Source organism: Candidatus Berkiella aquae, assembly GCF_001431295.2.
Lineage (GTDB): Bacteria > Pseudomonadota > Gammaproteobacteria > Berkiellales > Berkiellaceae > Berkiella > Berkiella aquae.
Genome location: NZ_LKAJ02000001.1, coordinates 3,277,504 through 3,299,584 on the forward strand (window position 1 = coordinate 3,277,504; position 22,081 = coordinate 3,299,584).

Annotated in this window: 15 protein-coding genes; 12 read left to right on the forward strand and 3 right to left on the reverse strand. The window is 39.3% G+C overall.

Going from position 1 to position 22,081, the window contains the following annotated elements:
* Positions 1–10: 10 nt before the first annotated feature.
* From HT99x_RS14465 to tatC, 10 genes are all read left to right on the forward strand, one after another.
* The gene (locus HT99x_RS14465) at positions 11–709 is read left to right on the forward strand and encodes an SPOR domain-containing protein (RefSeq protein WP_075065221.1); all 699 of its coding nucleotides are present in this window, start codon (positions 11–13) and stop codon (positions 707–709) included.
* A 213-nt stretch (positions 710–922) separates the two neighbouring features.
* Entirely contained in the window at positions 923–1,468 is a 546-nt protein-coding gene (gene hslV, locus HT99x_RS14470; RefSeq protein ID WP_075065220.1) for an ATP-dependent protease subunit HslV, read from the forward strand.
* 16 nt (positions 1,469–1,484) lie between these two features.
* Entirely contained in the window at positions 1,485–2,825 is a 1,341-nt protein-coding gene (gene hslU, locus HT99x_RS14475; protein WP_075065219.1) for an ATP-dependent protease ATPase subunit HslU, read from the forward strand.
* On the forward strand, positions 2,825–3,571 hold the full coding sequence (gene ubiE / locus HT99x_RS14480; RefSeq protein WP_102134622.1) for a bifunctional demethylmenaquinone methyltransferase/2-methoxy-6-polyprenyl-1,4-benzoquinol methylase UbiE: 747 nt from the start codon (positions 2,825–2,827) through the stop codon (positions 3,569–3,571). The genes hslU and ubiE overlap by 1 nt, the downstream gene beginning before the upstream one ends.
* Positions 3,571–4,182, forward strand: a complete 612-nt coding sequence (locus HT99x_RS14485; RefSeq protein WP_075065217.1) for a ubiquinone biosynthesis accessory factor UbiJ — start codon at positions 3,571–3,573, stop codon at positions 4,180–4,182. Before ubiE ends, HT99x_RS14485 begins: the two co-directional genes overlap by 1 nt.
* Positions 4,183–5,838: a ubiquinone biosynthesis regulatory protein kinase UbiB gene (gene ubiB, locus HT99x_RS14490; RefSeq protein ID WP_075065216.1), complete on the forward strand. Its 1,656-nt coding sequence runs from the start codon at positions 4,183–4,185 to the stop codon at positions 5,836–5,838.
* Positions 5,839–5,906: 68 nt separating this feature from the next.
* Positions 5,907–6,239: an HIT domain-containing protein gene (locus HT99x_RS14495; protein ID WP_075065215.1), complete on the forward strand. Its 333-nt coding sequence runs from the start codon at positions 5,907–5,909 to the stop codon at positions 6,237–6,239.
* Positions 6,240–6,253: 14 nt separating this feature from the next.
* The gene (tatA, locus tag HT99x_RS14500; protein ID WP_075065214.1) at positions 6,254–6,454 is read left to right on the forward strand and encodes a twin-arginine translocase TatA/TatE family subunit; all 201 of its coding nucleotides are present in this window, start codon (positions 6,254–6,256) and stop codon (positions 6,452–6,454) included.
* On the forward strand, positions 6,454–6,636 hold the full coding sequence (gene tatB, locus HT99x_RS14505; RefSeq protein WP_075065213.1) for a Sec-independent protein translocase protein TatB: 183 nt from the start codon (positions 6,454–6,456) through the stop codon (positions 6,634–6,636). The genes tatA and tatB overlap by 1 nt, the downstream gene beginning before the upstream one ends.
* An 8-nt stretch (positions 6,637–6,644) precedes the next feature.
* The gene (gene tatC, locus HT99x_RS14510) at positions 6,645–7,370 is read left to right on the forward strand and encodes a twin-arginine translocase subunit TatC (protein ID WP_083482782.1); all 726 of its coding nucleotides are present in this window, start codon (positions 6,645–6,647) and stop codon (positions 7,368–7,370) included.
* On the opposite strand, the gene HT99x_RS14515 is transcribed toward tatC, so the two are convergent.
* The 3 genes from HT99x_RS14515 to HT99x_RS14525 form a co-directional block, all read right to left on the reverse strand.
* The gene (locus HT99x_RS14515) at positions 7,365–8,894 is read right to left on the reverse strand and encodes a trypsin-like peptidase domain-containing protein (protein ID WP_075065211.1); all 1,530 of its coding nucleotides are present in this window, start codon (positions 8,892–8,894) and stop codon (positions 7,365–7,367) included. The two genes, tatC and HT99x_RS14515, sit on opposite strands and share 6 nt — an antisense overlap.
* 286 nt (positions 8,895–9,180) lie before the next feature.
* Positions 9,181–11,076, reverse strand: coding sequence for an ATP-binding cassette domain-containing protein (locus HT99x_RS14520; RefSeq protein ID WP_075065518.1), 1,896 nt, complete (start codon positions 11,074–11,076; stop codon positions 9,181–9,183).
* 102 nt (positions 11,077–11,178) lie between these two features.
* Positions 11,179–20,514 carry a preprotein translocase subunit SecA gene (locus HT99x_RS14525; RefSeq protein ID WP_075065210.1) on the reverse strand — a complete coding sequence of 3,112 codons (9,336 nt, stop codon included), beginning with the start codon at positions 20,512–20,514 and terminating at the stop codon, positions 11,179–11,181.
* Between HT99x_RS14525 and HT99x_RS14530 the strand changes: the two genes are divergently transcribed.
* Both HT99x_RS14530 and HT99x_RS14535 read left to right on the forward strand, forming a co-directional pair.
* A complete protein-coding gene (locus HT99x_RS14530; RefSeq protein ID WP_158003350.1) occupies positions 20,508–21,404 on the forward strand; it encodes an EAL domain-containing protein in 897 nt (298 codons plus the stop codon). The two genes, HT99x_RS14525 and HT99x_RS14530, sit on opposite strands and share 7 nt — an antisense overlap.
* A gap of 9 nt (positions 21,405–21,413) precedes the next feature.
* Positions 21,414–22,076 (forward strand): alpha/beta fold hydrolase, encoded by a 663-nt coding sequence (locus HT99x_RS14535; RefSeq protein ID WP_075065208.1) that lies wholly within the window; start codon positions 21,414–21,416, stop codon positions 22,074–22,076.
* Positions 22,077–22,081: the final 5 nt, after the last annotated feature.

Consider the following 22,081-nt stretch of genomic DNA (forward strand, 5'->3'; position numbering starts at 1 on the left):
TCAAGCCAATATGACAAAAGATTACGCTAAAAAACGCAGGCTGCACGCTCCGGTAAAATCACGAGGGCATACTGCCAGCTCGACTCTCATCATGCCAACTTGGGCTTGGATGATAACGGGGTTAACATTGGGACTCACCCTCGCTGCAATCTTGTATTGGAAGCTCAATGCCAAACATGCCTTACCACAGACAGCGACTATTGCCATTGAAGAAACCAGCTCAAAGGGAACTCAAAAGCAGCGTGTGAGTGCGCAATCACAAGAAGAAAAGAGCCATCGCTTTGATTTTTACACCGTATTACCCAGTATGACGATGGATACCCCCGACTCCACCACTTCTACTGTTGATTTGGCAATGAAAGCAGAGCCCTCTTTGCCTCTTTCAAAACCACAGCCTCAAGAAACGCAACCGCAGACCACGGCATTAACGACTCCTCAAGCATCACCTGCACCCTCTGCTGAAACTGAATCCAAATTTATTGTGCAAGTCGGTGCTTTTCGAACCTTACAACAAGCAGAAGAATTAAAAGCCCAACTCACCTTATCAGGAATGCAAGCTAGCATACAAACATTTGAGAGATCGCCTAGTGACACCTGGCATCGAGTATATGTTGGTCCATTTACTAACAAGTCTGAAGCGCACGTCTTACAACAACGCCTACAACAAACTCAAGCTCTGAATGGCCTGGTCTTAAAAATGCGCGTATAATGTAAGGCCATTCGTATCTATTCAGTCCAAAAATGAACCTTGGGGAACCTCCATTTTTGAGACAAGTTTGGATGAGAAGAGGGTCGAAAATGCGCAGCATACATAGCATGTGAGCAATTTGAGAGCTTTTTTCGTTCAAAATTGGCCAAAAAGGGACGCTCTTAAAAGGTGCTGGATAGTTACCGGCCACTCATAGAATATTAGGAGTCTACCTTGGAACAATTCAGAGGCACAACAATTGTCGCCGTTAGAAAAGACAACCAAGTAGCACTCGGTGGTGACGGTCAAGTCTCCCTGGGTAATACAATTTTAAAAGCCAATGCCAAAAAAATACGACGTCTTTACAATAACCAAGTATTAGCTGGATTTGCTGGTGGCACCGCGGACGCCTTTACGCTCTTTGAACGTTTTGAACGCAAACTTGAAATGTATCAAGGCCACTTAACACGTGCTGCGGTTGAATTAGCTAAAGACTGGCGCTCAGATCGGATGTTACGCCGATTAGAAGCAATGCTAGCGGTTGCCAATAAAGAATCTTTATTGATTATTTCAGGTAACGGCGATGTCATTGAGCCTGAGAAGGGCATTATTGCGATTGGTTCTGGTGGTCCGTTTGCTCAATCAGCAGCAACCGCTCTCGTAGAAAATACCGCCTTAGATGCAAAAATGGTTGTAGAGAAATCACTTCTGATTGCAGCCGATATTTGTATCTATACCAATAATCATCTCACTATTGAAGCACTAACACTTCACACTTAATTGCGAGCAGTTATCTATGAGTACTTCTGTTATGACCCCCCGCGAAATTGTTCATGAACTTGATAAACACATTGTTGGCCAAATGGCGGCCAAACGTGCGGTTGCTATTGCACTTCGCAATCGCTATCGACGGATGCAGGTTTCCCCTAGCTTACGTAATGAAATTACCCCAAAAAATATCCTGATGATTGGCCCAACAGGGGTGGGTAAAACAGAGATTGCAAGACGGCTTGCCAAATTGGCTAGGGCCCCTTTTATCAAGGTAGAAGCAACCAAATTTACTGAAGTCGGTTATGTCGGGCGCGATGTTGAATCCATTATTCGAGATTTAGCAGAAATGTCATATAAAATGACGCGTGAACAAGCGCTAACCCAAGTAACCGAACGCGCTAAAGACTCAGCTTATGAACGTGTTTTAGATGTATTAGTACCCAAAATCGGTTTTAAATCAGCGCCCGCCTCTGAAACGATTGGCGATGACAGTGCAGCCCGAGCGTCTTTTCGTGAAAAGCTACTTGCTGGCAAACTGGATGAGCAAGAGATTGAAATCGATGTTGCAATGCCAAGTGTTGGCGTAGAAATTATGGCGCCTCCTGGTATGGAAGAAATGACCAATCAGCTACAAAGCATGTTTCAAAATATAACACCGAATCGCGCCAAAGCTCGCAAGCTTAAAATTAAAGAAGCACTCAAACTCTTACAAGAAGAAGAAGCAGCCAAACTTATCAACGAAGAAGAAATCAAAACAACGGCGGTTGAACGCTTAGAACAACACGGTATTGTATTTATTGATGAAATCGATAAAGTAACTCAACGTAGCTCTCATGGCGGACCGGATGTATCACGAGAAGGTGTTCAACGTGATTTATTGCCATTAGTAGAAGGCTGCACTGTGTCAACAAAATATGGCACCATTAAAACGGATCATATTTTGTTTATCGCTTCTGGCGCTTTTCATTTAGCGAAACCTTCTGATTTAATTCCTGAATTACAAGGTCGTTTACCTATTCGTGTTGAACTTGATGCATTAAATGCAAAAGATTTTACCCGTATTTTAACGGAACCCAATGCTTCTTTGACGGAACAATATATTGCATTATTAGGCACAGAGGGGGTTCACGTGCAATTTGAACAAGAAGGTATTGAACGAATTGCTGAATTTGCATGGCACGTCAATGAACGAACTGAAAATATTGGTGCGAGAAGGTTACATACGGTTTTAGAACGTTTATTGGAAAATATTTCATTTGAAGCCAGTGAGATGAACAATCAAACATTTGTGATCGATAAGCAATATGTTGAACAACAACTCACTACCTTAGTTGAAGATCAAGATTTAAGCCGTTTCATTTTATAATTATGAAAGAAGATACCATCGACTTTGGTTTTAGAAAAGTACGTGTTGACGAGAAACAGAAGCTCGTTGCTGGCGTATTCGATTCCGTTGCGAGCCGCTATGACATTATGAACGATCTGATGTCTTTAGGTATCCATCGCCTCTGGAAACGTCATGCCATTTCATTGTTACAAGTTCGAGATCATCACGATGTGCTCGATTTGGCTTGTGGTAGTGGGGACCTCTCGTTATTAATAGCACCTAAACTCAAAAGCGGACAATTAACGCTTTCTGATATTAACGACAATATGTTAGCCGTGGCCAAAAACCGTCTTATCGACCGTGGTGTGGTTGGTAATGTCCATTTGGCTTTAGCTAATGCAGAGAGTCTACCCTTTCAAGATAATAGCTTCGATCGCATCATTATTGGATTTGGGTTGCGCAACGTTACCCATAAGGATAAAGCCTTAGCCAGTATTTTACGCGTATTAAAACCGGGTGGGCGTGCGCTTATTTTAGAATTCTCGCATCCTACCTCTTCATTGCTATCGACTTGGTATGATGCTTATTCTTTTAAAATGTTACCTTTTTTAGGAAAAATCATTGCGAATGATTCCGAGAGTTATCGCTATTTAGCAGAGTCCATTCGCATGCATCCCTGCCAAGAATCACTCAAGGCAATGATGTTAGCGGCAGGTTTTGATTCTTGTCACTATTTTAATTTAACTGGCGGAATTGTCGCAATTCACCAAGGAATAAAATACTAATGGATCTATTTAACCGCTTTGCGCAAGGAACTATGCCCTTGCTAAATGCCGTTATCACTCGTCTGGATAAAGAAGCTTATCAATTTCTCGCGCCTCATGAAGGCAAAGTGATCTGTTTTCAGATCGAACAATTTCCTGCCATGTATTTCAAAATTCATCGCGATGGCTTAAAAGTGATTGAACCCTTACCTGATGAGAAATGTGATACCACTTTTTCCGGCCCTTTGAATGCGTTTATCAGCATGATTTTTACTAAAAATCGCGTACAGCATGGGCTACATATTCGAGGCGACTTAGAATGCGCCAAAGCACTTTATGATACCTGGCGACATTTAGATTTGGACTTTGAAGGCGCCATTGCCAATGTGGTGGGTGGTGAGATTGCCAGAGGGTTAAGCGAAGGATTCAGTCAAAGTCATGCTTGGCTCAAAAAAACATTTGATGCAAGAACTCAAGATTTAGGTGCTTATTTTCAAGATGAGAAAAAATGGCTCCCCACGAGAATGGAAATTGAAGATTTCTTTTCCGAAGTAGATAGTCTGCGTTTAGATGTTGAAAGACTCTCTGCAAGAATTGACCATCTACTCGCCAAAGCGACTCAAGGAAAATAAATGTTTTTCACTCGGATCTTGCGTCTCATTCACATTAACATTGTTTTGCTCAAACATGGGCTTGACCGGATTGTTTGGGCAACCCCTCTGTTTCGTCCATTTAAAGTGCTCATCATCTTTTTCCCTTGGCGTTGGTTTCGCGCTCGCCAACAACCCACTGGAGAATCTATTCGTTTAGCACTGGAAGAGCTTGGACCTATTTTCGTTAAATTCGGTCAACTGTTATCAACAAGGCGAGATCTTCTCCCAGACGAAATTGCAGATGAGCTTGCAAAACTTCAAGACAACGTTCCTCCCTTTGATGGTTTATTAGCAAAAAACATTATTGAAAAAAGCTTGGGTCAACCGCTTGAAGCTATTTTTGCTGAATTTAATATGACACCCCTTGCTTCCGCTTCCATTTCACAGGTCCATCCCGCTGTTTTGCATGATGGCACAAAAGTGGTTGTCAAAGTGTTACGCCCTAATGTCACCAAACAAGTTCATCAAGATGTGCTTTTGTTGCAATCTTTTGCAAAAATCATTCATCGAACCATTCCTCGATTAAGACGTTTTCATCCCATTGAAGTAGTTGAAGAAATCAAATGTACCCTGTTTGATGAATTAGATTTTTTACGGGAAGCTGCCAATGCTTCACAATTGCGTCGTAACTTTGCTCATTCGCAAAGCCTTTATGTACCCCAAGTTTTTTGGGAATACTCCCGAAAAAATATTCTCGTCACCGAGCAAGTTTATGGCATCCCTATTTCGGATATTAAATCTCTAAATGCTAAGCAAGTCGATCTAAAACGATTAGCAGAGCGCGGGGTTGAGATCTTTTTCACCCAAGTTTTTCGCGACTGTTTTTTTCATGCGGATATGCACCCGGGTAATATTTTTGTAGGCGCTGAAGAACCCGATAATCCACGTTATATTGCTGTTGATTTTGGGATTATGGGAACGTTAGGTCCAGAAGACCAGCGCTATCTGGGTGAAAATTTCTTAGCTTTTTTTAAGCGAGATTATCGCCGTGTCGCAGAGTTACATGTTCAATCTGGCTGGGTCCCGCCCCATACGCGCATTGAATCTTTTGAATCAGCGATTCGCACGGTTTGTGAACCTATTTTTGAAAGACCATTAAAAGATATTTCAATTGGACAAACGCTGCTGCGTTTATTCCAAACAGCAAGACAATTCGAAATGGAAGTACAACCTCAACTGGTACTACTACAAAAAACCTTATTAAGCGTTGAAGGTTTAGGACGCCAACTCTATCCCGATCTTGATTTATGGCACACGGCTAAACCTTATCTTGAAAAGTGGATGACTCAACATTTTGGTCCTAAAGCATTATATTACACGCTAAAGAATAAATTTCCGGTTTGGAGCGCTAAAATGCCGGAGCTGCCCGAAGCTATCTACGATATTTTGCGATTCTGGCAAAATGAAACCCATTATCTTAGCTATCGCCATTCCCCCCTACATCGTCATGGACTCAAGAAAAAACGGCACTCCCTCAAAACGATAAAGCTTATTGGCGTTGGGATGATTGCCATGATGGCAGCGATTGCTTATGTCGATCCCTCTTTGGAACAAATATCTCACTTTATGACAACCTATAAAATGTGGTTATTAGGGCTAGGTTCGGTCATTGGACTATGGTGTGTGCTGAAGTAAAACAGGTATACTCTTTCCAGTTTACATGGATACTTTATTGAGTTTGCTTTTTTCTTCATGGAGGTTATATGTCTGACTGTATTTTCTGTCAAATGGTACAAGGAAAAATCACGACGGATAAAATCTATGAAGATGATCATATTTTTGTTATCCATGATATTCACCCTAAAGCAAAAGTTCATTTACTGGTGATCCCTAAAATCCATATTGATAGTCTTGCTGAAGTGAATGAGCAACATAGTCCTTTACTGGGTTATATGATGACCTCTCTTAATAATTTTGCCAAAGAGCAAGGCTTAAGTGGTTTTAGAACCATTATTAATACCGGCAAAGCTGGGGGCCAAGAAATTTTTCATTTGCACATACACCTCATTGGTGGTGGCAATATTCCTAAATTTTAACGTGGAGAAAAACAATGGGTATCGGCGGCATTAGTCCAGGCTCTTTAATTTTAATTTTTCTGATTGTCGTTCTTTTATTTGGCACCAAAAAATTGCAAACCTTAGGTGAAGATTTCGGCAAAGCGATTAAAGGTTTTCGCAAAGGGTTGCATGGCATTACCGATGAAACCAATGTGCCCCACACCAATACCGATAAAAAATCGATTGAACAATAATGTTTCAAGTAGGATTTGGTGAATTAGTCGTTGTCTTAGTCGTGGCATTGTGGGTTTTTGGTCCTGAACGATTGCCAGCCCTTGCAAGAATTTGCGGACGTTGGCTGGGGAAGACCAGGCAATCTTATCTGGCTATCAAGCAAGAGTTTCAGGATGAACTCAATAAAACGACCAAACAGTAGAGATAAATATGGAAAATCTGGAGAAATATTTACCTCACTTCATTGAATTAAGACAAAGATTAATCCGTTGTTGCTTAGCCTATGCTTTGGTTCTGACCCCCTTGTTAATCTACTGTAGCAACTTATACACGCTGCTGGCTCAACCTATTTTAAAATCATTACCCAGTGGCGGCATGCTCATTGCAACCGAGGTAATCACTCCCTTCACTGCGCCATTAAAATTAGCTTTTTTTACGGCACTGGTGTTGATCATTCCTTTTATTCTTTATCAAATATGGCGCTTTGTTGCACCTGGACTTTACCCTAACGAAAAACGCATGGTATTTCCGATTGTGTTTATGAGTGCGGCACTTTTTTATATTGGTATGCTATTTGCGCATTTTCTCGTTTTACCAATGGCCCTTGGGTTCTTCATGCAGGTCGCACCCGAAGGCGTTACCGTCATGACCGATATGACTCACTATATGGATTTTGTGCTGGTATTGTATTTTGCTTTTGGTGCTTCATTCCAAGTGCCTATTGTGACTTTTATCTTAATTAGAACAGGCATCACTTCTGTTGAGGGGCTTAAAAAGCATCGGCCCTATATTATCGTTGGTGCCTTTGTGATAGGCATGTTATTAACACCACCTGATGTGGTATCTCAAATTTTACTTGCTGTGCCTTTACTTGGTTTATTTGAAGGGGGGGTACTCCTTGCTAAATGCTTCCCCCCCAAAAAAACCGAATCATAAACAACGATATCCACTATTTTCTCGCATAGAGACCGTACTGCTTGCGGCTATTGGTAGTTGAGAATCGCCTGACTCTGAAAATTGTAATGGCCGAATATAATGATGCGTTAATTCTGCCAATAACGTGTCAGCTTCCGAAGTGGTCTTTAAATCAGCAGAGCAATCATGTTCAATATCATATGCTCTGAGCAACTCATTAGCTTCTACTATGGAGAGTTTGGGTATTACCAATTGTTTGCCTGAGCGTGTTTCAATAAGATGATTTTTTTGGGTATTCTCTGTTACTGCCTTAACCAGCTCCTGCATAGTATGCACTTCAACACCATTAACGGAATCAATAATTTCACCCGCAAGCCCTTCGTAGCCTTGTGAATATCGATTCTTTAATAGCGTATTAATAACCAATATTTGCTCATTTTTGTGTTTTTTGACTTGATTGGTATAACTTCTGCCCCAGTCTGTTTGTAAATTTTTTGAGACTGGCTGCACAACCACAGAGCCTGCAATGATGCAATAAGAAGGCGGTTGACCATGTGTTCTTGATATCATGGTATGCGTACTATCAAAGGTATCTGTCAAATCAACTTTAACACAGCATTTTTTGCCTTCCCGTAATACTGTAAACACCATTTCATCACCCAGCTTGGAACTGTTAATAAGATAGCGATAATCAACGCGTGTAATCGATTCAAGATTGACGGTTCCATCATTGTTAACATAGTGATCATTTAGTTTTAAAATAACGTCATCTTCTTGCAACTTATCTTTCACACAAGACATAGGAGGGATGCTGCGAATAACTATTCCAGTTTGATGTTCCTTCATGCCATATTTCTCTCTGAGGAATCGATTTTCCATTTTTTGAATATCTAAATTTAACGAAGGAAATCCCATATTATTCGTGCGAACTTGTTCAATAAAATGTTTTAAAATATTCGCCGGAATCATGTAACCAATATTTTGCCCACGGGTTAGACTTTGATGCACAACACCGACGACTTTATTTTCTTTATCAACTGCTGCCCCACCACTATTACCCGGATTGATGGGGGCACTCACTTGTGTGGATAAAAGCATCTGCTCGCCATGCGCATACCAATCATTTTCAATTCTTGAAACTTTACCCGTTGTGATGCAATATCCTTCTCCGCCAATCGGAAAACCATGAACCGCGATTTTTTGTAACTGTGTTGGCGTCTCGCCAATTTCTAAGGATTTTGCTTTTTGCCAAAACGATTCATCTTCCACTTCTAACATGGCAAGATCACATTCATGATTAACTGCCATTAATTTAGCTGCATATTTAATCGAGTCATTAGCCAGTTCAACTTCAACAAAAGTCGATCCGCCTGCCACATGAGCATTGGTAATGATTTTGTTACCCTCAATCACAAAACCAGAACCTGTCCAGCGTGATATTGTTGGAGATTTCCAGGGAAATTGATAATCGTAATCCAGAGCGGTTGTGTAGATTTTGACGGCAAATTGCTTATCGCTTGAAGAGGACGCTTTATTTCTACCCATGATGTTTTCCTCCTGGGAAATACAAATTGTAACGACCTATAACCTAACTATAGCTAACAATTTGTCAGTGTGGAGGAAATATTTTATATGGCTAGATCCTTATCCACCATACAAAATTCATGCCAGGAGGACAAGTAGCGAGCGTCATTGCGAGGAGCTGATAAGCGACGAAGCAGTCTAGTCAAATTAGGAATTTTTAGATTGCTGTCTTTCATTCGCAATGACGCAGGGTTACGTCACTGCGAGGAGCTGATAAGCGACGAAGCAGTCTAGTCGAAGTAGTTATTTATTCTTTCGAATCCAATTCTTCCCAACGTTGATACGCTTCACTCAGCTTCTTTTCTAAATCACTCAGTTTGCAACCGATTGTTTGGACTTCCGTTTTGGGTTTGTCATAGAAATTCGGCTCGCACATTTGATTTTGAATCACTTGAATTTCCTTCTCAAGCTTTTCAATCTGTGAAGGTAAACTAGCAAGTTCACGTTGTTGATTATAAGAAAGTTTTTGTTCTTTCTTAGATTCAACTCCTTTTTTAGACGCTTGAGTCTTTATCGTTTTGACTTCTTTTTCCTTAGTGGCATTTTGTATTAGGGCATTTCTTTGTAGGAAATCACTATAACCTCCCACATTAATAGAAATTCCTTCGTCTGTGAAAGCAATACAATGTGTTGCAATATTATCGATAAATTCTCGGTCATGGCTAATGATAATAACCGTGCCTGGATAATGTAGTAATAGGTTCTCTAGCACATCTAAAGATTCAATATCCAAATCATTGGTGGGCTCATCGAGTACTAAAACGTTAGCAGGTTTTGAAAATAATTTTGCCAATAGTAATCGATTCTGTTCTCCGCCAGATAAGGTTTTTACTAAAGCACGACACTTGACAGGCGAAAATAGAAAATCACCCAAATAGCCAACAATGTGGCGTTTTTTTCCATCTATTTCAACAAAATCATCACCTTCAGCTACATTGCTCATCACCGTTTCTTCAGGACGTAAGCGATCACGCGTTTGATCAAAGAACGCTATTTGATTTGCAGGACTATGCTTTAACATGCCAGAGGTCGGTTTCAATAATCCCAATAGCAATTTGATTAAGGTTGTTTTACCAGAACCATTTGGACCAACAATCGCAATCTTATCGCCTCTTTGGACCGTAAAGGTGAAATCCTTAATTAAGGGCGGCCGGTTTTCATAACCAAAGAAAATATTCTGTGCTTGGATGACGGTTTTACCGGTTGTTGCAGATTCATTAATCGCAAACACGGGCTTTTCTTTTAATTCTCTGCGCTGTTTACGCTCTTCCCTTAATGCTTTGAGGGCACGCACTCTGCCTTCATTACGTGTTCTTCTGGCTTTAACTCCTTGTCTTATCCATTGTTCTTCTTCGGATAATTTTTTATCAAACAGCGCATTATGTCTTTGTTCTTCAGCGAGGGCCGCTTCTTTTCTTGCAAGAAAAGCATCATAATCAGGTGGATAGGAAATTAATTTACCGCGATCAAGCTCGACGATTCGGGTTGCTAATGCGCGCAATAATGCCCTATCGTGAGTAATAAAAATCAAGGTTTTGGGATATTGCTTCAGCATGGTTTCTAACCACTGAATCGCGTCTAAGTCCAAATGGTTAGTTGGTTCATCTAATAATAAAACATCCGGCTCTTCTACTAAGGCAGCCCCTAATGCAACTCGGCGGCGCCAACCACCCGATAATTCTGACATTTTTTTATCAGCAGGCAGCCCTAATGCTTGTATGACGCGATCAACACGTTGCTGGATCTGCCAACCATCTCGTTGGTCTAAAATTTGTTGCAGATCACTCAATTTATTAATCCACGCTTCATCATGATTATCAAGCTGTGAGATATGTTGATGATAAGCTAGCAAGACATCTCGTAGATCAGCCAACCCTTCTGACACGGCTTCATAAACGGTGATCTCATGTAGCTCAGGTAACTCTTGTGCTAACATAGCGATGCGTAGATAGTTCGGCTTAATAATCTGGCCCGCATCAGCAGCGATAGTTTGAGATAGAATCCGAAAAAGCGTTGACTTCCCTTCCCCATTTCGGCCTATCAGCGCTATACGTTCTTGTGGGTTAATATCAAAATTGACATTATCCAGCAACGGAAACTCACCTACAGAGAAATACAGATCTTTCAAGGTCACCAAAGGCATATGCGCCAAACCATCCATTTTTATTAAAATAATCGCGAATTATAACCAAATTTATCGCCAGAATACAGCTAGTAGGCCTTTTTACCCCATGCTCAGCCCTTTTCATTGTTTAGGGCCACTTTTTGGACGAACACTCTCCTGCGGCTCAATGGGGCTCATATTCTCTTTCTTAGCACTGCGATAAGGATCATGGAAGGATTGAATAAAGGACTTTCTGGAATGCTGTTGGACATCTTTTATCAAGGCTTGGGCCAATGTTCTCACATCAGAATGCACCTTCGTATCCTTGCTGTAGCTTTCTAGCATTTCATGGATTTGAAGATGCCTTTGTTGCTCATTATTCCCTTTCACACTTGAACGTTTATCAATACTGATTAACAAGCGTTTCATATTTTCAAAGTGAAAATCAACCTTGACATCACCTTTCTTTGCTTGGTCAATTTTGCTGACCAATAAATCAACTAGGGCTTGTGGCTTTCCCTTCATGCTCTGTGAGCTATCAGAAGGTTGTTGTGGCAAAACAGTATTCGTTGGAATAGGAGGTAAAGGAGGAAAATTATCCGTATTAAGCTCAGTTTTGGCTTTTAATACACCGTTTTCGCTTAGTTTCTCACGAGGTGTTTCTGGCAATAATAGATCATCTAAGAAAGAGAAGAGATCGGTTTGTGAAGCATCGGGAATGACGGTAGTTTCGGGAATTACAATAGCTTCAGATACCGTGGTTTCTGGAGGGCTAACTGTTTCGTGTTCCTTAGGAATGACACCTTTTACCCATGGTGTCACTATTGGAGATGGCTCATTATTGAGTGTAGATTTAGCTGATTCTGCTAATAAATGCAAACGTTGCTCTCGCAGATGAATCTCATCAAGAGAGAGCATTTTATCTTGCAAATTTTTTGAAAGACGACTATCGTCTTTTAATTCGAATTTGAGCGCTTCTAATGATTTTAATGCGGCTTGAGTGTCACCATGGCCCAGTTGTACTTTAACATTATTTACTAAATCATTCATGCCAGGATTATTATACTTTGCATTAACTGCTTGAAGCAGTAATCGAATGTCTTGGATTTCAAGTTTATGAATCGCTTCTAATTCTTGTAATGAATTCGTATTCGCCACGACTCTTGCTTGGATATCATCTATCATCTTATGAAAGCGATTGCCAAAATTAATTTTATTTTTGAACAGCCTTTTTTTGATGCTCATTTTTGCATCATCTTGATAGGCTTGTTTTCTTGCCTCAAACAATTGTTTATACAATCCTTGTGCATCATAAGTTTGACTATTATTTAAATATTTAATGATTTCGTCCACTTGTCTATCACGAGCTTTTGAAGTTAAAGCAGATTTTTTATATTCTTTCAACTGTGACAGCGAATTATTTTTAATATTATGCCAAGCAGATAAGTCTCGCTTCATCAATTGATTATAGCTGTGTGAGGTTGGGTAATACCCCTTTGCTGAATATACTTGCATTTCTCTATCATGTTGTAACAATTTGAACGGTGAAGTTCGGTCTAATTCTTTGCGATAATTGACATGTGCTTGTAAGAGCATTTGCTTAAGCTGTTTAACATCCGATTCGAGGCTCGGATATTTTTCCATCCAGTTGATAATGGCTACCGTCTGCGTCATCAATTGTGTTAATTCTTGATGTGAATGTTCCTTGCGACTGTTCGTTTGCGCTTTCAGTAATAACTCATTTAATAATCGATATTTTGCATTATAATCGGTTGTCTTTTCCCAATCACTGGTTAACTTCACTGATTTTGGTTTTTCATGTGAAACAATTTCTTTTAACCTTTGATACATACTATCCATTTCAGAGTGATATGCCGTTTTTAAACTATGGATATCAGGCGTATCAACCAAATTTAAATTATCGCAGTAGGCTTTGTGAATATTAATCGCAAGGGGTAGTTTGCGATAGCTTTCAACCACAGCTTCTTTTGCCACCTTATCAGGTCGTGTAAGTACATTGGCAACAATTCGTTCACCTGCTTCTTTACTGAGTTGATAATCGCCTAATTGACGATGATTGGGATCCGTGACAAGCTTATTCCATTCATTCATCGCTTGTTTGGTTAAACCCTGTAATGCGACTTCTAAGCTCGGTTTAGGAGATTGATTAAGCTGCTTCTTCCATGCAATATCGGATTCATTTAAGAATTGTTCCCAGTCTTTTAGCAATGCCTTTCTCATTTTCGTTGGTTCAGGAATCGACAACCCATCTAAATTGCGTTCACCCTCTGGCTTTTGCATTTCTTCGTTATAAAGCCGTTCCTTTTCTCCACAAAATTCAGGTATTTTTTCCAACATTTCAATCATCATCGAGAAAAACTGATTTCTAACATCCCCATAACCTTCTGAATACAATCTTTGTTGTTTTGCTGTCATATTGCGGTAAAGTCTAACATCATCCATTCTATCTTGGAGTAATTTTTGATTAATTTGCGCAGCATTTTTATCCGTACTCGCAAGATCTAATAGTAATGACTCCTTGCTAATAATAGTCATTGACTCACCTTCCCATCCTTGTCGCCCTCCTCTACCCACAATTTGTCGTGATGTTCTCTCGCTATCTAGATAGGATTGCACCACAAATAGTCCCTTGGGATGAGCCGCTTCTAAACCTTCTTTGGTTTTCATTCTTGGCTTGAAATCGGTGCCACGTCCAAACATCGGCGTCGAAATGGTAATCGTACCTTGCATTCCCGCTTGCGAAGTAGCTTCACTTTCATTGGCAATACTTGAACGATTTGCCGTTTTACCATTGAAATCAACTCTTTCATTATCAATCCCGTTGTAAAGTTGTAGTGCGATGGGATGTACTTTCTTTTCTTTTTGGAGCTGTTCTTCAATATATTTTGCTAAGGCTTTTGAGGTAATCGCATCTTTACAAATGATCAATGTTGGCATTTTGTCGTTTTGACGTAAGCGTTTAAGTACTTCATCAAAAATCTTCTTCTGATGCTTCTCATCGGTTTCAACAAGGATAGGCTCACGATCAATGCGCTTTTGCATTTGATGAGGTGGAATGCCCGTTAGCTTAAATCCAAACTTTTCTTGATGCTCATTTTTTTCCTCTATTGAACCTATCGTACCTGTCATACCCCAAACAACACCGTTTTTCTTATTATAATAATCTAAGAAATTTTTACTGGTTGATGAAGCTACAGCAGATTTCTCAGGATCTAAGGTACATTTCGCTTTTTGTCCATTTTTAATCGCATCGTCTTCATTAATTCTTGCATGCAAGAATTGTTGCACACCATTACTCCATTGTGCATCAGGGCTAATGCGATCATTAATAATTAATCTAGCAACAGAGATTTTTTCGTCAAAACGTGTTTCCTCACTTAGCACCCAGCGCTTATCACGTTGTGTATAGAGCTCTTTTGCCGCAACCGCTGAATCAATCCAGATATCTAATTGCTTGTTAGATATCATTTGCGGATCTTTAGCTAAATCTTTTTGCGCACCTTTGGCATGCTTTATTAAATACTGCCTCAAATTGCGAGTGTCATCTTCACTGCTAGCATTAGGATTTTTAAATTCATCTGTTTCAATAAATTCATTTATTAAAGCATAAGCAAATTCCATTGGGTTATAGAAGGGATCACCTACATCATCCAAATTAACTGCATAACGATATTGGGTGCTATCATCTAACAGGGTATAATCTGCTTCATCTAATACTAATGAAGCTTTCGTTGGTTCTCGTCCGCCTTCAATTTGCGATCGCGAACGAAATAAGGAAAGCTGAGCAACATCGGAATAATGAATACCTCCTTCGCTATAATCATCAAGGCGTGAGGAACTATCAATTGCAGTAAATTTAACACCTAAATATTCATAAAACTTTTTATTCTCTGCTAACCCTTCACGTGCCAATTGCATGTTGGAAGTACAGATATCAACCGTTTGCCCATCTAAATGTAACATGCCAGCAAAGAGCGCAGAAGTTAATGATTTTCCTTGCCCTGTTTGAATTTCCGCAATATTATTACCATTTTGATGCATGGCATTTAAAACGCTCAATATTTGCGTAGAGAAGGGAACTCGCCCTGTGGTGCGATACATCACTTCTCTTAATAAAGCTAAGTAAATTAGACGCCCTTGACGTTTGCTTTCTTCTGTGACATTAGGATCTCTGACCAATTTTTGATAGTAGCCTAAAAGCTGCTGGATCTCTTGTTTTGACATATCCTTAATAATCGCGCGTTTAGCTTGAGGATCAGAGGGGTTAGTACTAACACTATGGCTGTGCCCTATGGCATTCACAAAATAGAAATCGTGCTGTAATCTTTCACGTTGTGCATAACTTAATCCATTATTGGTTGCTAAATTTTGCATCCCTTCTAAAATTCTTGATACTTCAGCAGTGTCAAATTGTTTTGCTAAGTTCTTTTCTCTGGCAGCTTGCTTTTGAGCAACAATTTTTTCTATCAGATCATCAATATTATCTTTTTGGTGTGCGATAATATCTTCTGCTTTAGGAAAGCCAATATCCGGATCAAATTGTGCTAATGCTTGTAAAAATGCGGGGCTTTTTTGTGACAATGCAGCCACTAAATCGGTAATCTCTTTTACTTCCTTCTGCTTAATATCCGCTTGTTCAGCTTTAGATGCTTTTTCTTTTTGGGTCCTCATTTGCTTTAATTCATCATCCGTAAATGCTTCTGTTCTTCGACTTAAAATGATGATCAGTTGAGCTTTACTTGAATCATCGAGTTGACTGTTAGAAATTTGCTTAATGGCTTCAGCAAACAGATGTGGCGCTTTACCAAACGCATTGATAAAATCACGTTTGAGTTCACGGCTGTTATTTTGCTTATCAAGATATTCAAACAGCTTTAAAGTGTTACTAATAATTTGTGAATATTGATTCGCAAATTGTGGATCTTTTTCGATGGCCTGAAAAATTTCAATAAAATCTTTTCTTGTATCGGCTTGCTTTATCAGAAACTCATTTAATTTAACAATGTTATCTACACTAACATTTTTAGCGCTTAAATTAAGTCCTAAATCAATCATCCCTGATACTTCTTTTAAGTTGACCGATTTTTCTCTGACCAGCGGTAACATCCAGCGCTTGGTTACTTCCCAGTCCGCGACAAGCCCTTTCTTGACTTGAGTATTCTCAACAATCGTAGTTAATATTTCGACCGGAAACTTCCCTTTATGAAAGCGATTCATCTGCCCAATCACTTCATTTAAGGTCTCAATTGGGATCTGTGATACGCCAGGAAAATTATTCAAAGTCGAAAGTAATTTTTTATAATCATCAATTGAACGTGCTTTCACACTCATCAGTGTCGTTATCATTTTGTCGATATCATCGACTCTGGCCGTTAGCGTATCTGTCAAGGCAAGCATTTTGGTTAAATCATCAGGTTTATTAATAGGTAATAACCTGTTAATAAATAGCTCCGATTCTTCTTTACGAAGGGTATCATTGGCTGCCCAAAATTGCTGTTGCAATTTTTGCATAATAAGGGCTTCATGGCTTCCTTTGACCATATTAAAGGCTTGATTCAATAATGGCTTTAATATAATTGCTGGGATTTTGTCTTCAAAATCTTTCAACTTCTGAATAAAATGTTTTGGATCAGTGAAATCTGCATCTTCAAAAACAATATAGCCACCTAATTGTTCTCTGATTTGCGCTTCATTTTCTTTTAAAAAGGCAGCGATGCTTTCTGGATCAAAATCACTTAATGGCTGATTACCAAAAAAGCACTTATCAAATCCTTCTTGCGTACTAATCAAACGCATCAATTCATTAGGGCTATCGCTTGGCGATTGCATTGCTGCATCAATCACATGCATCAGTTGTTCTATATTGGCTAGCTGCGTTGTACTCTGATGTGCAACATCAATGCCAGATAATACTTCCATCACTTGCATGAGTTTTGCTTTATCTTTATCATTTTTCAGAAATTGACTGCATTGAGTCAGCAATTTTAATCTATTTTCATCGTTATAATGAGCATTTGATAATTTGCCAACGACTTTTAACAATATTTCACGCAGCTCATTTTGTGGTTCGCCTTTTAAATCATCATATTCGCTAATCTCTTTAAGCGAATCAGCAATCGCTTGCGAACTTAATGCAGCCAAGCCTTTTTCATTGGCTTTAGCAACATCATCTAATACGGCAAAGAAATGCTTACCGGAAAGAGACAAATACGACTCAACATCAACAGACTTAAGATCCTTGACAGGTTTATTAAAGGGATGATCCTTACCCAACTCATGATGAAAGCGCACAAGAGAGGATAGTTGACTTAGCGTTGGCGCTGTTATGACCCCAGGAGATTTAGGGGGGTCACCACCCAAATTAAGGTAGGATAATAATCGTTGATAAGTTGCGTCTTTTGATAGTTTTTTCCAAGCCTCTATTTTCGCCAATTCACTAAATAGTTTATCAACCGCTTTCGGTTCTATGGTGCCCATTGCCTCTTTATGACTGGTGGCATAGGCTATTAAGGCTAATGCAACACGAGGATCCGGCACCGCAACTTGTGCGCTTTCTTGTCCTAGTAGTTTTGCTGCTTTTTCAGAAATATTCCCTTTCCACTTTTCATAAGCTTGGTCGACCAACCCCATTACTTTCAAATATTTATCATAATTATCTAGAAAAGGTTGCTTAGCCAGCAAACGGTAATATTGCGTTCGACACTCTTCATAATCGCTACCAACACGATTAGCGTAAATGAACTCACTTAAATTGACACTGTAAGGCGCTCTGTTTTGCTGGTTTGGATCCAACGATAAAAAGGCTTCTGAACCTAAAAACTCACTCTGCGCTTGCAGGTTCATCTCTTGCGAAACAAAGAAATATTCTTGATCTCGCATTGCGGCATAAGCATCGAGCGGACCTAGTGGCAATCCCTCTAAATGATCAAATTGCTCTTTTGGATCAACGGCATTATTAAGAATAAACCATATTCGATCGCAGGCTGCTTTCATATTTTTAGCATTCTGGATAGGACAGGGTTCAGTTAGCTTTAACGGTAAGGCAGGATCAATTTCAGCCAATTTATCTAGAAATTTCTTGAACCCTTTAGCAACATCAACAAGATTAATATTTTCATCATATTTCGCTTGTTGACTAAGCAGAGACTCCCACCAAGCATACTGTCCTTTACTCAGTCCTGCGATATAATCAAGTGCGACTAATTCTTCGGTTTTCATTAAATTAACAGCTGAGTTAATGTCGTTGTTGACAAACAGCTTAAGAAAACCTTGCAATGCTTCATTGCCTTGATTTTTTCTAATCGCATCGAGCTTGTCTAAGAATATTTTAACCCCTTGTGCACCTTCTTGATGTACAATTAAAGTGAGGCCAACAATGCTTCTGTCGGAATTAAATAATTTAAATAAATCACTATATTGTTCAGTGATGATGGGACCTAATGCAGCATCTTCCTGCTGCAATAATTGATGAAAGGTAGCTAATTTTGATTGTGCAATGAGATTATCGACAAACTCTGTATAATCTTTGTCACTGATGGTTACTTTGGCTGCGGCTTCTTTTAAGTAATCTTCTCCTTTCGTTTTAATATTTTCTAATAGTTCTTCTAAATCTTCAATGGATCTATTTTTAACATACTCAACAAGCAACGCAACTTGATTTCTAGTCTTGAATTTTTCATATTCAGCAGCATATTGTGGCGGCAATTTTGAAATGATACGATCGCGGATATCAATGCTATTGTGAACATAGACGTCTGTTAATAATTTATAATCTTCTTCAGATAAACTAAACTGTCGATGATCGCCTTGCAAATCAATGCGGGCACCTGCCGTTTTCGGTAAAAACTTCACTTGAAGATCATTCACATTTCTTGTATCTAATTTTGCTCTAACGGGGTCATAATCGATTAACAATTCATCAGGATTGTCTTTGTTTTGTTTGATCACAAAGCCTGGCGGTATATTATGTTGATTAATCCCATCTGAAAGAATATCAGGGTATGAAATCAGAATTTCAGCCATCGCTTTGGTAATTCCTCCAATTTTACCAGGAAAAGATTCTGAACTACCGGTAAAATTACGCCAAAGCTTCTCAAGGATGTTAGAATTTTCACCACGATATGCCCCACCCATATTTGCGACTTTGTTGCTTTTTTCATACAGCGCAATAAATTGCTCTAAATTTAGATATTGTGACTTATCTGCCTCTTCAAAATTCCCCTGTCCTGATTTTCGCTGCAGCAATTCATCCAGCAATGCCTGTCGACTTTGCATCATCTGCATTTGCTGCTGTTCTTGCTGTTGTTGCTGCTGCTCTTGTTGTTGTTGCATTTGAATTTCAACATCAAGTCCTGCTAAAACCTCCTTTGGATTACGTTTGCAGGCTCTAATCGTATTGGGATCGATTGCTTTTTGCTGCACTTGTCTAGCTGGCGCAATACGTTGCTCTTGTTTAACGTGTCCTGCTCGTTCAAGTTTATGATGATTCCTAACATTAACGGCAATCAGGTTTTGAATTTCTTTTACTTTAAGTTTTTCTTCTTTGCTTAAATTCATCCCATCAAATACAAATTGCGTGATGATTTTTGCTGATACGTTATCCGTATTATCTTTTTGTAGCTTTTCAAGCAGTTTATCAAGCAGATCATTAATCGCATCTTGTTCATCTTTCGCGACATCATTTCTGCCAATGTGATAAAACGCTATTTTTTCAATAGGGCTTCCTTCTTTCATATTATTCTGGACCAATTTTAACGTTTCAGTCACTAAATCAACGTCTTTGCCAGCACCTTCAAATGCCGTATATTCTATTGAAATTGTTTTAAATGGCATATAAACGCCATCTTGAGATAGATAACGATTCATTTCCTTTAATTGGGCAACGGGATGATAAGGATCCATTGACATTAAACCAGGTGTTAACTCACGATAAGGAAAACTGGTTGCTGCAAAACTATCGCCATTTTTTTGCAAGTAGGAAAATAAATGTCTAAACCAAGTACCTTCTAATTGACCCGTCAATTGGGCCAATTCTTGCGTTTTTTCTCTGGTATCCATTTTTTTAGTCAGTTGATAGCGACCTCTGGCATGGATGTCACTATATAAATGCGCGGCTATCAAGGCATGCCATAAATTTTCATGTTCTACTTTTTGTATGCCATATAATGCTAATAATTTATTTCGGAGCTCAATCTCAACCAGGCGTTGCTGGAATTCTCCCTGCATTAATGGACGCTCTTCATGTTCCACTACTTTAAAAGAGATCGCTTGCGCAAGCTTATTTTCTAATTCATTCATTAAGTGCGTTTGTAAATCAGGTGAAAGATCTCCCATGTTTTCAAGCACAATTTGGGTTGATCCGCTCTCTTTTGCCTGCTGCACAAAGCGCGATATTGCATCAGCTTCGCTTATTGCTTTCAAATTGAGGGTATATTGGGATGGTGCATCAAGTGACATACGGTATTACCTATCAATTTGTCTATCTATTCTATTTAGAATACTTATTGTTAAATTGGTTCCGAAAGTATCTACACGTTTTGAAAAATAGAGCTTTGCCGAACATAATGTATATCCCTAAAAATTATTCAGGCTTTATGCACCCCGAAATCACGGTTGAAGAACTTGAAAATGCTATCAAAAATCAAAAGGTGACAGTGGTTTATCAACCACTCGTGAATATACATGATTCAAATCATATTGTGGGGTTTGAAGCTTTAGTGAGATATCAATCTCTCACGGGGCTGGATATTTCAGCTGATACCATTGTTAGCTTATGCGAGCGTTATCAATTAATTAGTGAATTAACCCGAACGGTTATTAGTCTTGCCTTTGAAGGTTATTTACAAATACTTCCTCGATTTACGGATGCCTATCTTGCTATTAATTTGTCTGCAGCTGATATCGATGAAGACACGATTGAATATCTTGAGAAGGCGCTGCGTTCATCACATCTACAATCTTCACAAATTATGATAGAGCTTACAGAGCGTGTTGCGGTTAATCCCCAAACAAGTCAATACCTTAAAGCATTACGGACAGCTGGACATCGTTTGAGCATCGATGATTTTGGCTCAGGTGCTTCCAATGTGCGCTATTTACAAGAACTCACGCCAGACATTGTTAAGATCGATAAAGCCTTTGTCGATTGGGCAATGCATGAAGGGCCGGTTTCCACCTTACTAAGTCAATTGATTACAATTGGTAAGACGCTGCACGCTAAAATCGTGGTGGAGGGTGTTGAAACTAAATCTCAAGCTGATAAAATACTTGCTTCTGGTGCACACTATGGCCAAGGATTCTATTGGTACCCACCGCTGTCCGTTTCTGAAATTTTAAAGCTGATGTGAATATTTGACATGAATTCCCTTCATAACGAATTGGTTGTTTTATTACATGGTATTGGCAGAACTTCGCATTCAATGCGCCGTATTGAAAAGACTCTACGAAAACAGCAATATCAAACGCTCAATATTGATTATCCTTCCCGTCAAAAGTCAATTGTTTCATCTGCTGATAATATTTATCAACAAATACTTACTTATCCGCAGCTTGAACATTTGACGATACATTTTGTGACGCATTCAATGGGTGGATTGGTTGCTAGGCACTTGCTACATAAACTTCCATTAGAAAAAGTGCAGCGCATCATTATGTTAGGACCTCCTAATCAAGGTTCAGAGGTTGCCGATTTTGTTTATGCTTATAAGCTCTTTAGAGCTTTTTATGGACCCGCGCTTGAAGAGATGACAACCACATATGCTAAATCACATCCCTATCCTGCATTACCCTCGCATTGTGAAGTAGGTATCATTGCCGGTAGCTTTAACATTGATCCTATTTGTTATTTTATTCTGCCATCTGGAAATGATGGAAAGGTAACGTTCGAAAGCACCAAGCTTGAGCGAATGACTGATCATCTCATCTTGCGGACCAGTCATTCATTTATGATGTATAATCCTAATGTCATTCAACAAATAAGTCATTTTTTAGCACACGGACGGTTTTTGCCGCCTTTTTAATACTA